This window comes from Gammaproteobacteria bacterium (genome assembly GCA_022450155.1).
Lineage (GTDB): Bacteria > Pseudomonadota > Gammaproteobacteria > Arenicellales > UBA868 > REDSEA-S09-B13.
This window is the reverse complement of record JAKUQR010000001.1, coordinates 76,312-89,485: the sequence shown is the minus strand read 5'-3', so window position 1 is coordinate 89,485 and position 13,174 is coordinate 76,312. Positions and strand designations below refer to the sequence as shown.

13 protein-coding genes are annotated in these 13,174 nt (G+C 54.0%); 9 read left to right on the top strand and 4 right to left on the bottom strand.

From position 1 onward, the window contains the following. The first annotated feature begins 50 nt into the window (after positions 1–50). The 4 genes from MK323_00425 to MK323_00410 all read left to right on the top strand — a co-directional run bounded on the left by MK323_00425 (position 51) and on the right by MK323_00410 (position 4,053). Positions 51–947 carry a tripartite tricarboxylate transporter substrate binding protein gene (locus MK323_00425; protein MCH2480632.1) on the top strand — a complete coding sequence of 299 codons (897 nt, stop codon included), beginning with the start codon at positions 51–53 and terminating at the stop codon, positions 945–947. Positions 948–1,025: 78 nt separating this feature from the next. Next, positions 1,026–1,526, top strand: a complete 501-nt coding sequence (locus tag MK323_00420) for a tripartite tricarboxylate transporter TctB family protein (protein ID MCH2480631.1) — start codon at positions 1,026–1,028, stop codon at positions 1,524–1,526. 27 nt (positions 1,527–1,553) lie between these two features. Beyond that, on the top strand, positions 1,554–3,245 hold the full coding sequence (locus MK323_00415; protein MCH2480630.1) for a tripartite tricarboxylate transporter permease: 1,692 nt from the start codon (positions 1,554–1,556) through the stop codon (positions 3,243–3,245). Then, positions 3,229–4,053, top strand: a complete 825-nt coding sequence (locus MK323_00410; GenBank protein ID MCH2480629.1) for an aspartate dehydrogenase — start codon at positions 3,229–3,231, stop codon at positions 4,051–4,053. Before MK323_00415 ends, MK323_00410 begins: the two co-directional genes overlap by 17 nt. Before the next feature lie 33 nt (positions 4,054–4,086). Here the strand turns inward: MK323_00410 and MK323_00405 are convergent, their stop codons facing one another. Continuing rightward, positions 4,087–4,845: an SDR family oxidoreductase gene (locus MK323_00405; GenBank protein MCH2480628.1), complete on the bottom strand. Its 759-nt coding sequence runs from the start codon at positions 4,843–4,845 to the stop codon at positions 4,087–4,089. Between the two features lie 253 nt (positions 4,846–5,098). Between MK323_00405 and MK323_00400 the strand changes: the two genes are divergently transcribed. Then, positions 5,099–6,070, top strand: coding sequence for a D-glycerate dehydrogenase (locus MK323_00400; protein ID MCH2480627.1), 972 nt, complete (start codon positions 5,099–5,101; stop codon positions 6,068–6,070). A 12-nt stretch (positions 6,071–6,082) separates the two neighbouring features. On the opposite strand, the gene MK323_00395 is transcribed toward MK323_00400, so the two are convergent. Then, positions 6,083–7,858 (bottom strand): dihydroxy-acid dehydratase family protein, encoded by a 1,776-nt coding sequence (locus tag MK323_00395; protein ID MCH2480626.1) that lies wholly within the window; start codon positions 7,856–7,858, stop codon positions 6,083–6,085. A gap of 152 nt (positions 7,859–8,010) precedes the next feature. Here MK323_00395 and MK323_00390 point away from each other — a divergent pair, with 152 nt between their 5' ends. Then, complete coding sequence (locus MK323_00390) at positions 8,011–8,283, top strand: hypothetical protein (protein ID MCH2480625.1); 273 nt, start codon at positions 8,011–8,013, stop codon at positions 8,281–8,283. Beyond that, entirely contained in the window at positions 8,280–9,251 is a 972-nt protein-coding gene (locus MK323_00385; protein ID MCH2480624.1) for an aldo/keto reductase, read from the top strand. The genes MK323_00390 and MK323_00385 overlap by 4 nt, the downstream gene beginning before the upstream one ends. A 73-nt stretch (positions 9,252–9,324) precedes the next feature. Here the strand turns inward: MK323_00385 and MK323_00380 are convergent, their stop codons facing one another. Beyond that, positions 9,325–10,632, bottom strand: coding sequence for an MFS transporter (locus MK323_00380; GenBank protein MCH2480623.1), 1,308 nt, complete (start codon positions 10,630–10,632; stop codon positions 9,325–9,327). Between the two features lie 55 nt (positions 10,633–10,687). Beyond that, entirely contained in the window at positions 10,688–11,500 is an 813-nt protein-coding gene (locus tag MK323_00375; protein ID MCH2480622.1) for an alpha/beta hydrolase, read from the bottom strand. A gap of 338 nt (positions 11,501–11,838) precedes the next feature. On the opposite strand from MK323_00375, the gene MK323_00370 reads away from it, so the two are divergent. Then, positions 11,839–12,699 carry a xanthine dehydrogenase family protein subunit M gene (locus MK323_00370; GenBank protein MCH2480621.1) on the top strand — a complete coding sequence of 287 codons (861 nt, stop codon included), beginning with the start codon at positions 11,839–11,841 and terminating at the stop codon, positions 12,697–12,699. Beyond that, positions 12,699–13,172, top strand: a complete 474-nt coding sequence (locus MK323_00365; GenBank protein ID MCH2480620.1) for a (2Fe-2S)-binding protein — start codon at positions 12,699–12,701, stop codon at positions 13,170–13,172. The genes MK323_00370 and MK323_00365 overlap by 1 nt, the downstream gene beginning before the upstream one ends. The last annotated feature ends 2 nt before the right edge of the window (positions 13,173–13,174 follow it).

Here is a 13,174-nt window from a genome sequence, read left to right as displayed (position 1 = left end):
GTTTTTGTTCAGTGGCAGTTGTTGCTATGGCCTGGGTATCGGGACCAACAATGGCCGCAGATATTCCTTGTAAGACAGCTAAACTCATCGTTCCATGGAAAGCGGGCGGGGGCACCCATGTCATCTTTTCAATATTTGAAAATACGATTCAAAATCTCGATGTCACGCCTAAGATCAAAGTAGTTACTGTTTCTGGCCAAGGTGGTAACAAGGGTGCGAAGGAGGCTCGAAAGGCAAAAGCTGATGGTTGTACGTTATTTGCAATACATCAGAGTGCTATCACGAGTTACCTAAACGGTCGGATCGATTTCAGCTTTGAGGCATTCGACACAGTCGCCTTATTGACATCCACTCCGGATATCATAGGCGCAGCCGGTAGCGCACCCTGGAACACCCTGGCGGAGTTGGATCAGGCAGCCAAAGCGGCGCCAGAAACCATTCTCACGGGAGCCACGTTCGGTTCAACGAGTCAGTTTATGTGGCTGATTCTGGAAGATCTGACCGGGATGAAATTCAAGTACGTGCCTTTTGATGGAACACGTCAGCGGATGACAGCATTGCTGTCCAATGCTATTCAATTGGGCACACTGAATGTGGCTTCAGGCCGCAAGTACCTTGAGAATGGCGACCTGAAAGCCTACGGCATAGCCGCGGAGGAACGTTCAAAGCACTTGCCTGATCTGCCGACTCTTCAAGAACAAGGTGTTGATCTTGTCTATGCCCTAAAACGGGGAATCGTAGCGCCTAAAGGCACGCCAGCCGATGTGATCGAGCATTGGTCTGGTGTGTTTAAGGCCGCAGCTGAAGATGCCGACCTTCTGGCTCAGATGGATGCGAAGGGTACAGACATTAACTGGGTTGGCCCGGCGGGTTATCGCGCCTGGGCGGACAAAGCCTATGCTGATCATGAAAAGGTAGCCATCAAGATCGGAATGTTCAAGAAGTAATTGCACGACCTCAATGTGTGATATGCGCGGCACGGCGATCGTCGTGCCGCGCGTCTTTTATGACGTTGCCACAGTGGTATGAATCGACTAAACCGGGATACTGTCATTGCCATCATCTTGATGGTTTTCTGCGGAATATTTTTCTGGGCCAGTTTCTCTATCCGCGAACCGGACTACGGTGTGTTGCCGCCGTCGGCATGGCCGCGCGTTGTCTTGGTCGCGTTGTCGGTCCTGACAGTCCTTTATTTTGTTCAATCGATTCGGCGCACCAGGACGTTTGACGATTCATCATCAACAGCTGGCAAGGGATTAAAACACTGGTTTTCGATCTGGCAGAATCCGATCTGGTGTTTTGTCCTGTTTTTCGGTTATGTTGCCAGCTTGCCAGTACTGGGTATGCTGATCGGTGGTGTGACGTTTGTTTTCCTGCTGCAGTGTGTACTCGGAGGATGGTCGCCTCGCAATCTGGTTGTCCACGCGCTTGTTGCACTCGCCACTGTTGGTGGCATGTGGTGCATTTTTACCTTTGGACTGGGTGTTCTGCTTCCGCCGGGCGAGATCTTTAATCCATTTAGGTAGCCCGACAGGACGCATCCTCCAGTAGTTATGATCATCGATAATATCCTGGGCGCTGTGGCTGAACTTGCCACGCTGCAGACAGTAATGCTGATGGTGATTGGTGTCGCTGGCGGGTTGATTGCAGGTGCCATTCCGGGATTTACCATCGCGATGGCCATAGTGTTGACCCTCCCATTTACCTTCGGTATGCCTGCATCACAGGGTTTAGCGACTATGGTCAGTGTATTGGTGGGGGGTCTTTCCGGGGGGTTGATGGCCGGAATCCTGACTGGTATTCCCGGTACACCGTCATCCGTTGCGACGACTTTTGATGGATTTCCGATGGCGAGAAGAGGTGAGCCAGGGCTTGCCCTGGGCATCGGTGTGTGGTCGTCGTTCAGCGGCGGTATCATCAGTGCCGTCCTGTTGGTGACTCTAGCGCCGCAACTCGCCAGGATTGGTCTGGAATTCAATCCCTGGGATTATTTTATGCTGGTGATGTTTGCGTTGACCATTACCGCCAGCCTGGCAGGCAAGGACCTTATCAAGGGACTGATCGCCGGTGCCGTGGGACTGCTGATCCGGACAGTCGGTGAGGACGAAGCGGTGGGCATGGCACGCTTTAATTTTGGCTCTGATGCGTTATTGCAGGGGTTTGATTTTATTGCGGTGTTGATAGGTTTGTTCGCGTTTAGTCAACTGCTCAGTGATGTCCAAGATCGCTCGGCGGCGAGAAAGTCCCTGAGCCAGAGGGGAACTGTTCACGTCCGAATCGAGCACCGGCGGGCGATCCGCGAGGTGCTGAAACGCTGGACAACGGTCGTTCGTTCTTCATTGATTGGTGTGTTTACTGGCATTCTCCCGGGTGCGGGCGGCTCGATCGCCAACATCCTCGCTTATGATCAGGCGAAGAAGGTCTCCAAGCATCCTGAAAAATTTGGAACCGGTATTGCCGAGGGCATCATCGCACCGGAAAGCTCTAATAATGCAGTGGAAGGGGGGGCACTGATTACGATGATGGCGCTGGGTATTCCCGGTGACGTGACAACGGCCGTGATGCTCGGTGCGCTGCTGATACACGACGTGATCCCGAGCCCCACGTTCATCGCAGAGGAGCCGGTTCTGGCCTATTCGATCTTCCTCGCGTTTTTTGTCGCGACGTTTCTGATGCTGGGCCTGCAGTCTTTCATGCTCAGGGCATTCGTACTGGTTACCAAGGTACGAATGTACATATTAGCCAGTGTAATTCTAGGGTTTTGCGGTATTGGGGTTTTTGCAATCAATAACGTCGAATTCGACCTTTGGACCCTGTTGTGGTTTGGGATCCTGGGATTGGTGATGCGGCATTTTGGCTTTCCCCTGGCGCCGATGATTCTTGGCGTCGTGCTGGGCAATATTGCTGAGCTCAATCTGGCCCGGTCCTTTGCGATAACGACAGATCTGTCGCCATTTGTGACTCGCCCGTGGTCACTGCTTTTCTTGGTGCTGGCTCTTTTTTCGGCTATTTTCCCGCTGTACCAAAGTAGCCAGTTCAGGCGCCGGTGGACCTTAGCCTACAGCCCTTGCATGACAGCAGCCATATCGATTCCGGTCTTTATGATGGGGGGAGCTGTCAGATCCAGTATGGGTGTCATATTGCTTGCGATCAGTGGATACCTGGTTTGGCGAAGGGTGCGCTCGGGTTGGCAGTTGCCGACCAACGAACTAGTGGGAGTTGCGCATCGTGAGAACACAGCATAGAGCCCCACTAAAGGTTGGCATTGGTGGCCTTGGCGCTATCGGCCTGACGCTGGCACGCCGTCTGGATGAAGGCTTTGAAGGTTTGACGCTGACTGCAGTATCAGCGCGTGACAAAGACGCAGCCCGACTGAGATTGAGTGGCCTGCGACAGCAGGTTCCAGTCGTAACATTACCTGAACTTGCGAAAGACTGCGATGTGGTGGTCGAATGTGCACCTGCTGCAGTGTTCAGTCAGGTTGCCGAACCGGTAGTACGGCTGGGAAAAGTATTGATTCCGGTCAGTGTGGGGGGGTTACTTGCTAACTGGCATCTGGTCGAAATGGCCCAGATTACTGGTGCCCGTATCAATGTGCCCAGCGGCGCTGTGTTGGGTCTTGACGCCGTACGCGCCGCCGCGCTCGGGGACATTCAGCGGGTCACCATCGTTACCCGAAAACCGCCCGCAGCCCTGGCAGGCGCCCCGCACATCGAAAAACAGCAAATCGATCTGAACTCTGTTGATCAGCCGCTCAAAGTGTTTGAAGGCTCCGCAAGAGATGGCGTGACGGCGTTTCCTGCCAATGTTAACGTGGCCGCTGCTTTGGGGCTGGCCGGTATCGGACCGGATCGGACCTGGCTTGAAGTTTGGGCCGACCCGGCAGTCAATCGAAACACACACTTGATCACAGTGGAATCGGACAGCGCCCGTTTTGAACTCAAGATAGAAAATGTTCCAACCGACGACAATCCCAGAACCGGCAGGATTGTGGCGTTGAGCACACTGGCGGCGTTGAAAAGACTGGTAGATCCGCTGACTGTCGGAACGTGACGATTCAGGACTGCGCAGATACGTGGGTGTCGTTCAACCGCGACCAACAAACGGCATGTTGGTCGCCATCACCGTCATAAAAAGTACGTTGGCATCCAGGGGCAATTCAGCCATATAGACGACAGCGCGTCCGACATCATCGACGTTCATCGTCGGTTCCACCGCAACGCTGCCATCGGCCTGCTGAACACCGGAGGACATTTTTTCTGTCATCTCGGTGAGGGCATTGCCGATATCAATCTGTCCGCAGGCGATGTTATAGGCACGACCATCCAGTGACGTCGAACGGGTCAGCCCACTGATCGCATGCTTGGTGGCCGTATAAGGTGCGGAGTTCGGTCGTGGTGCGTAAGCGGACACCGATCCGTTATTGATGATTCGACCGCCGCGAGGTTGTTGTGCCTTCATCACCCGAAATGCTGCCTGTGTACACAAAAATGCGCCCGTCAGGTTGACATCGACAACGCTCCGCCATTCCTCGATGGTGAGTTCTTCGAGCGGAACAGGTCGCGCACCGAGTCCGGCATTATTGAAAAGCACATCAACGCGGCCAAACTGATGGCGGGTGTTTTCGAATAAATTTTTGACCGACTCAGGATCACTGACATCGGTGGGCACGACCAGGATGCGTTCGCCGTCGTCCTGGGCGAGTTCTACTGTTGTATTGAGCGTGTCAGATCTGCGCCCGGCGAGTGTCACGGCATAGCCTTGCGCATAGAGTGCCAGTGCTGCGGCCCGGCCGACGCCAGACCCCGCCCCAGTGATGATTGCTGTCTTCTTGTCAGAACCCATATTGATAACCCCGGATTGTTGGTTGAGCTAGGTGACCGTGCACGAATGCTCCACTGTACCTGAACCGACGTGCCAGGCAAGGTTTCGAGATTGGCTGTCATCCGGCCAGTTTGCAAATGGTGCTAAATTTTAGTTACAGTGCTGCGCAATCTACCAGGTGAAGCCCCGCCGTACTCCGTCCAGCTAAGTTGATACGCTCGATGCATTTTAATCCGTACAGCGGCTGAGATATGACCGTAGACAGGAGAGAGGAATGACGACACCGGTGGTTGTGGCGACTCGCAGATGGACACAACGCGCCTGCGATGAATTGGCCAGGCAGTTCGATGTACGCCTCAACCAGGAGGATCACCCACTTTCATTGGACGAGGTTCGATCACGCTGTGAGGGGGCCACTGTACTGTGCCCGTGGGGCGGTGACCGCCTGGATGCGGAATTCATCGCGAGTCTCCCAGACACCATAAAGCTGATCGCTTGTATCAGTGCGGGCACCGAACATGTCGATATCGCAGCGGCAACGGCACGCGGAATCGTGGTGGCCAACACCCCGGACGTTGTAACAGAAGAAACTGCGGATATGACATTTGCTCTGCTGCTCGGCTTGTGCCGCCGCCTGGTCCATGGCGACACCCTGATCAGAACCGGCGGCTGGCAAGGTTTAAGTATTGATGACCCTAACTCCGGGAGCAGGGTCTGGGGGAAAACATTGGGTATTATCGGGCTGGGCGGAATCGGGACTGCTGTTGCACGCCGCGCCGCGGCTTTCCGGATGACCGTGGTTTACCACAGCCGGACTCCAAAACCTGAGGCTGAAATGGCGTGCGATGCACGATATTGCGCTACCCTGGATGAACTGCTGCAAATAGCCGATATCGTTTCTTTGCACTGTCCGCTGACGGAACAGACCCGGAACCTGATAGATGCCAACGCATTGTCCAAAATGAAATCTGGCGCGGTGTTGATCAATACGGCACGGGGCGCGGTGGTGGACGAAGCAGCACTGTCTGACGCGCTTATTCAGGGCAAGATTGCCGGCGCCGGCTTGGACGTTTTTCTCACCGAACCGGGGGTTGGCGAGCATCTGACCAGTCTTGACAATGTCCTGCTGTCACCTCATGTGGGGACGGCCACGACTGAGACACGTGACGAAATGGGTCTACGCGTCATCGAAAACATTAAAGCCTTTCTATCGACCGGCCAACCTCGCGACAAAGTCGAACGCTGAATACTGTGTCGGTTAATGTGAGTGACGGGGGATAATGTTTCTCAATTTCTGATATTTTGTAGCCAGTTCAATAATGCCGCCGCTCGATAGTTGTCCTACAGTATCGCGGTAGATCTCCTGCCAGGGTGTTTGATGTTCAGGAATTCGGTTTTCAAGCACAGCAGCGCGTGTCGCAAGTTCCTCATCCGGAATAAGAACATCCAGGGTACCCTGGTTGAGGTCAATTTTCAGAGTATCCCCTGTCTCCAGCAAGGCCAGTCCACCGCCAATGGCTGATTCAGGAGAAGCGTTCAGAATCGATGGACTACCGGAGGTGCCGCTCTGGCGGCCATCACCCAGGGTGGGCAGTTCACGAATGCCTTCCCGGATTAGAGCGTCAGGCGGTTGCATATTGACGACTTCCGCTGATCCGGGATACCCGACCGGACCACAACCGCGGATCACGAGAATGCAGTGTGCATCTACTTTCAGGGCCGGGTCGTTGATTCTTTTGTGGTAATCCTCCGGACCTTCGAAGACGATTGCACGAACTTCAAAGACGTTTTCCTGCCCCGGTTCTGAAAGATAGCGTTGTCTGAATTCATCACTGATCACAGAGATTTTCATAATTGCAGCATCACACACGTTGCCTTTGAGGACAACAAATCCGGCGTTCTCCATCATTGGGTTTGCATACAGTCTGATTACATCGGGATTCAGCGATGGACTATTGGCACAGTTCTCTTCAACGGTCGATCCAGCTACCGTCATGGAACTGCCGTGCAGTTTTCCAGCTTTTAGTAGCTCGTGCATAACGGCCGGTACGCCCCCCGCCTGGTGGTAGGCTTCGCCAAGGTATTCGCCCGCGGGCTGCAGGTTAACCAGCAAGGGAACGGCCAGCCCCACAGTTTCCCAGTCACTGATATCGAGCTCAACATTGGCGTGACGGGCAATCGCATTCAAATGAATGGGAGCATTGGTAGAGCCACCGATTGCCGAGTTAACAACGATTGCATTTTCGAACGCTTCTCGGGTCAGAATCTTTGACGGCGTTAGATCTTCTTCTACCATTTCGACAATACGACGGCCGGTTTTATAGGCTGTTTCGGCCCGTTCTTTATGTGGTGCTGGAATGGCAGTACTGCCTGGCAAAGACATGCCGAGCGCTTCGGCAAGCGAATTCATTGTCGTGGCAGTACCCATTGTGTTGCAGTGGCCAGGAGAGGGGGTGGCATCAGCGACCAACTGTATGAACTCTTCGTCATCGATTTCACCTTCAGCCAGAAGTTTTCGGGCTTCCCATAAGATGGTTCCGGATCCCGCGAGTTTCCCACGCCAGTACCCGTTGAGCATGGGTCCGCCAGACAGTGCGATTGCTGGAATATCCACAGTTGCAGCGCCCATCAGCATAGCGGGAGTGGTTTTGTCGCAGCCAGTTGTCAGCACCACACCATCGAGTGGATAGCCGAACAGGACCTCGACCAGACTGAGATACTGCAGATTCCTATCCAGTGCCGCCGTCGGCCTTTTGCCACTTTCCTGTATAGGATGAACAGGGAACTCCAGGGCAATGCCGCCGGCTTCCCGGATGCCGTCGCGAATCCGGGGTATTAAATCGACATGTATCCTGTTGCAGGGCACCAGATCACTACCGGTTTGTGCGATTCCGATAATTGGGTTGCCTGAGCGAAGCTCCGCGGCGGAAATGCCGAAATTGGTATACCGTTCAATGTGGGTGGCGGTTGCACTGGGGTTGCCGGGGATATCAAACCACTCGCGGCTCCTGAGGCGTCTGGGTGCTCCTGTCATCGATGCTCTCCGTGGGATATTGTTCAGATCGTCGCAGCCGTGCTGGTGAATCAGAGTACATCCTGCGCGCTGTGTTTAGTATAGATCAACAGTACAATAGCGCTTAGTAGACGAGGCTGGGACCTGACCGCTGGCTATATTCTGCCTGACTGATGAATACAGACGATCTTCGGCAAGCTGCACAACTGCTTGTTCCAGCCCATCAGGATGAGCGGCGAACGACAATGTTGCCACCGGCAGCCCAGCCCGCTGATCCTGAGCAAGGTTATCAGATACAGAATATCGTAGCTGCCCGAGAAGCGCGTGGTGGAAACCCTCCGCCCGTAGGGTCTGTTGTTCATGTTGAGGTTGAGAGCTACGGCAGGGTCGAGGTCAATCTCTTACACGGCAGTCAGGCTGCTTCTGATCAGGAGAAGCTATCATGAAAAAGTACTCGCTCGGCAGGACCGGTCTGCAGATTTCAGAACTGGTTTTTGGTGGCGGATTCGTTGGTGGGATTCTGCTGCACGCCAGTGATGAGACTCGGCGGGACGCGCTTCAGGCAGCAGTTCAGGCTGGTATCAACTGGATTGATACGGCTGCTTCATATGGAAACGGCCAGTCGGAAGAGGTCGTTGGCTGGTTGCTGAGTGAACTGCCGGATAAGGATCGTCCTCAAGTTTCTACCAAGGTAGCGGTCGACCCAGAGGGCGGTGATTACACGGGACAGATTCGACAGTCACTGGAGCAAAGCCTGCGCAGATTAAAAATGACGTCGGTGCCACTGCTTCAATTGCACAATAAACTGGGAAGTGGTGATCACCAGCTACCTCTGAACGAGGTGATGAGATCAGATGGTGTGCTCGATGCGCTTGATCGAATCCAGGCGGAAGGTCTGACCGAATTTGTCGGTTTCACGGCTTTAGGTGATGCCAGTGCCTGCCGTGCAGTGGTTCAAAGCGGTCGGGTAGATACCGCACAGGTGTATTACAACCTGATCAACCCCAGCGCAGGATGCGACATTAAGGGGCACTGGCACAGCGAGGATTACACAGGCCTGCTCAACGCGTGTCAGCAATCTGATGTCGGCGTGTTGGGTATTCGGGTATATGCCGCCGGAATCCTTGCCAGTCGGGTGCGGCATGGACGGGAGATACCAGTGACTCGAAATTCGGACTATGACAGCGAGCTAAAAAGGGCGGATATGGTTCGCGAGGTATTAGCAGAGATGGACGGGTCTGATGCTCAAAAAGCGCTGCGTTTTGTACTGGATCAGGATGCGATCCATGGGGCGGTAATTGGGCTCGCAGAGTTGTCTCACCTGAAAGAAGCCATAGAAGCAACACAAATGAGTCCTTTGTCAAATTCGGTGACTGAAGCGTTGCAAGCACTCTGGAACCGGAATTACTGCTGAGGCAGTTGAGAATCCGATAGTTTTGGCGGATTGTTGTTTGTTACGCCGGTGATGTCTGATCACGCCATCGTATTCAGTGACCGAAATCGCCTTTGGGTTCACGAAGGAATAAAGCGACACCTGCAAAGACCAGGGGCATCAGCGCCAGTACTCTAAGGGTGACATCGAGATCCCACGCACGGTCGTAGGCGATGGCATACGGAATCGCTCCAATCGAAGCGCCTACAATACCCACCATCTGTCCAATACCCTGGATGCTGCCAAGATGCCGTCGTCCAAAATAACGCGGCCATAGGAAACCGAAAAATGTCATTGTGACACCGTTGTTAATGCCGAAAATAATCGCAAAAACGACCGCACTGGGTAGGTCACTGACAAAAGTAACCGAGACCAGGGACGCGACCATCACCAACAGACCGCCGCAGAACATCCAGTCGGTGCGGAACTTATCCAGCATTTGACCCACAATGGGCATTGAGACAGCTGCTGTGATTCCAGTAACAGTAAACATCAGTGTGGCGGTCTGTGGCTCCAGACCATGACTGGTCAATATGCCTGTAAAAAATACATGCAGGGTGGTGACCAGCATGGACAATGCAGTCAGGCCGGCGGTGATGATATAAAACGTTGATGTGCGTAAGGCCTCGCCCCGAGTCAGGCCCCAGATTTCTGGTTCTTTCCCGGATTCTGAAGCAGTACCGCTGTTTGTACTGGCGCCATCGGGTTTAAGGCCGAGCAGTTCAGGTTTGCTGTGCGCCAAAAGCAGGATCGGCGGCAGAAATAATACCACGGTGCTAATACCCAGCCATACCCACGAGGTTCGCCACCCGACGAGATCGATCAGCGACTGGCAGATCGGGGGATGCATAGCCATAGACAGCGGAAATCCTAGCGACATGATCCCCAGTGCGAATCCCCGCCTTTGGTCGAACCATTGCGAGACCAGGTTGACGCAGGCCAGCATCAGAGAGCCCTGACCCAGAAAACGCAGAAAACCGAATGCAATAGCAACCACAGCCCACTCACGGGCCAGGCTGAAAAGTGTTGCTGTAACAGCCAGGCCCACGATGACTAGAGAAAGAATTACAGTCGGACCATAGCGATCGAGCAATTTTCCCACATAGGGCAGGAGGAACGCGGCCAGGAAAGTAGCACCACCATAAGCGAAGGTGATCGCTGTCTGACGGTTACTGCCCATCCAGTCGGCAGCAAACGAAAAGGTCATTTCGCGGCTGATGTCTTCGAAATAAAGCCCGATCAGGTGCGACTGGCCAGGTCCGCTGGCAATCATGGCAAAGCAGGTGACTAGGAGAATTACCCAGCCGAAGAAAAATCGGCGATTGATAATGTGAAACAGGGACGTGCGCAGTGAACTTAGCATCAAGGGGTTTATGTAGACAAATAGACAGTGAGGGCTTTGGTGATTCGCAACCGGATTACAGATTGTTTGCGAACTGTTCGAGTTCCCGTATAAGGTCGGCAGGTGCTTCCAGCGGCAGCATATGCCCCGCATCAGGAATGTCTACACGCCGGACGTCTGCTATACGTCGCATCAGTTGGGCAACGACCTCAGCATCGTAGAAGACACGATCCTGAAGACCCATCACCACAAGAACAGGACAATCGATATCTTCATACTTCACATCCCAGTCGGCCGCACCCATGTTGCTGAGCAGATTGTAGGCACCCGAGTTTTTGTCCAGGGGGGTGTAGTCAGCTTCGTCCTGAAGGAAATTACTTCGATTGGCAGACAGCCACGCCGGTCCCCAGATCAGGGGAGTCATGATGTCACCCATCAGTTGTGGTCCGCCGACTTCCATCGTCCGTACCACCGCATCATTGATCCACGCGATCCTGGGGCCGATGGTTCTGAGAGTATTCAGCAGTACCATGCCTGTTGCACCAACGCCGCTTAAGTGTGCCTGCAGTGCAAACAGACCGCCTATAGACAGACCGACGAAAATCGGCTGGTCGATCTCCAGTGTGTTTACCAGATGTGATAAGTCCCCTGAAATCAGTTGGTCGTTAAGGACTGTGCCTTCCTGATAGGAGCTGTCCGCCTGGCCGCGGAAGTTATAGGCCAGCGTACCGTAACCCGCATCACGCAGCGCTGGTGCCACTTCTGCCTGCCAAATATCAACACTGCCCGTAATCGGATTAACAAAAACGAAGGTTGGCGCGCCTGTTTCAGTGGGGTGGTCATGTTCGTAATAAAGCCCGTCGTTCGGGCCAAGTTCGAGCAAAGGCATGAGATTCGGCCTGCGGCAGTGTGGATTATCCGAGCAAGGTGCTGGCGCTAGCTAGGTTCGACCAAGTCCTGGCAACCGATGTTGCTCACAGCACACCTGTTCAATCGGCTCAGATAGCCATTATTGATCCTGACTTCACATGACTACAAGCGGCCAATGGGAATGGTAGGACCAGTTTGGGTGATGGTTTTCTACCAAAAGCCAATTTACGTGGCCGTTGTCCAGGTAGAGCGTTGCAATCGTGTACTTCATCCCTGTGTGGTCGGTAGAATATAGCGCAATCAAGTAAAATAGCTTCAGTGCCGTGTGTTGAAAGAAAGGTTAAGGAAATAACTACCATGCGCTATGAGACACCTGAAACAATCGGTGAGGCGGTGTCGCTCCTCGCGATCGCGGAAGGGAGCGGCCGGGTACTGGCAGGGGGAACTGATCTGCTTGTCCAGTTACGCTCGGGTGTAGTTGAACCTGGGGTCGTCGTCGACATCAAGAAAATAGCCGAGACCCGGGAGATTACCGCTGAGAATGGCGGGTTCAGAGTGGGCGCAGCGGTTACGGGTGCAGAGCTCGATGAGCACAAGGCGCTTAAGAAGTTGTGGCCCGGTGTCGTGGAGGCTGTAGAGCTGATTGGCTCCACGCAGATTCAGGGTCGTGCATCTATGGGCGGTAATCTGTGTAATGCGTCGCCCGCTGCGGACAGTGTGCCAGCGTTGATTGCAGCCGGGGCACTGTGCCACATTGCTGGACTGGACGGGGAGAGAACACTACCAGTTGAGGGGTTCTGCACAGGGCCTGGCATGACTAACTTGAAATCGGGGGAGTTCTTGGTTTCATTTACGCTGCCTTCCAGGCCGCCATATTCTGGCGACGCTTATCTTCGATTTATTCCGCGAACGGAAATGGACATCGCTGTTGTCGGTGTCGGTGTCAGTCTAACGCTCGACTCAAATGGAAACTGTATTCTCGCAAGGGTCGGCCTCGGTGCTGTTGCAGCGACCGCGTTGCTGGTGACAGAAGCGGCAGAGGCATTGATTGGAACAAGCGTGGATGAAGCGGCCATTGAAAACATGATCTCTGCAATTCGTGCTGCTTGCCGCCCGATTGACGATAAGCGCGGTACGATTGCCTATCGCACGCAAGTTTCCGGTGTACTGGCTGGCCGCGCCTGTCGAATTGCATTACAACGAGTGGAGCAGGGTTGATGGCAAAAAAACACATTACTACGACCATTAATGGCGACCCTGTCGAGTTTTTGTGTGATACCGAGCAAACGCTTCTGGACGTGCTCCGAGACGAACTTCGCCTGACCGGCAGTAAAGAGGGGTGTGCATCGGGTGACTGTGGTGCCTGTAGCGTAACGCTAGATGGACGTCTGGTGTGCGCCTGCCTCGTGCTCGCAGCCGAAGTCGAAGGCCACGAAGTAACCACGATTGAGGGTATGGCGGTTGGTGATCAACTACACCCACTGCAACAAAAATTCCTGGATCACGCTGCACTGCAGTGTGGCGTGTGCACGCCGGGGTTTTTGGTGGCCGCAAAAGCTCTGCTGGACCGAAATCTCGATCCCACAGAGGCAGAAGTCAGGTACTGGTTGGCAGGGAACCTGTGTCGCTGTACAGGTTATGACAAAATCGTGCGCGCTGTGCTGGACACAGCCGTAGAAATGAGGGGATAAAC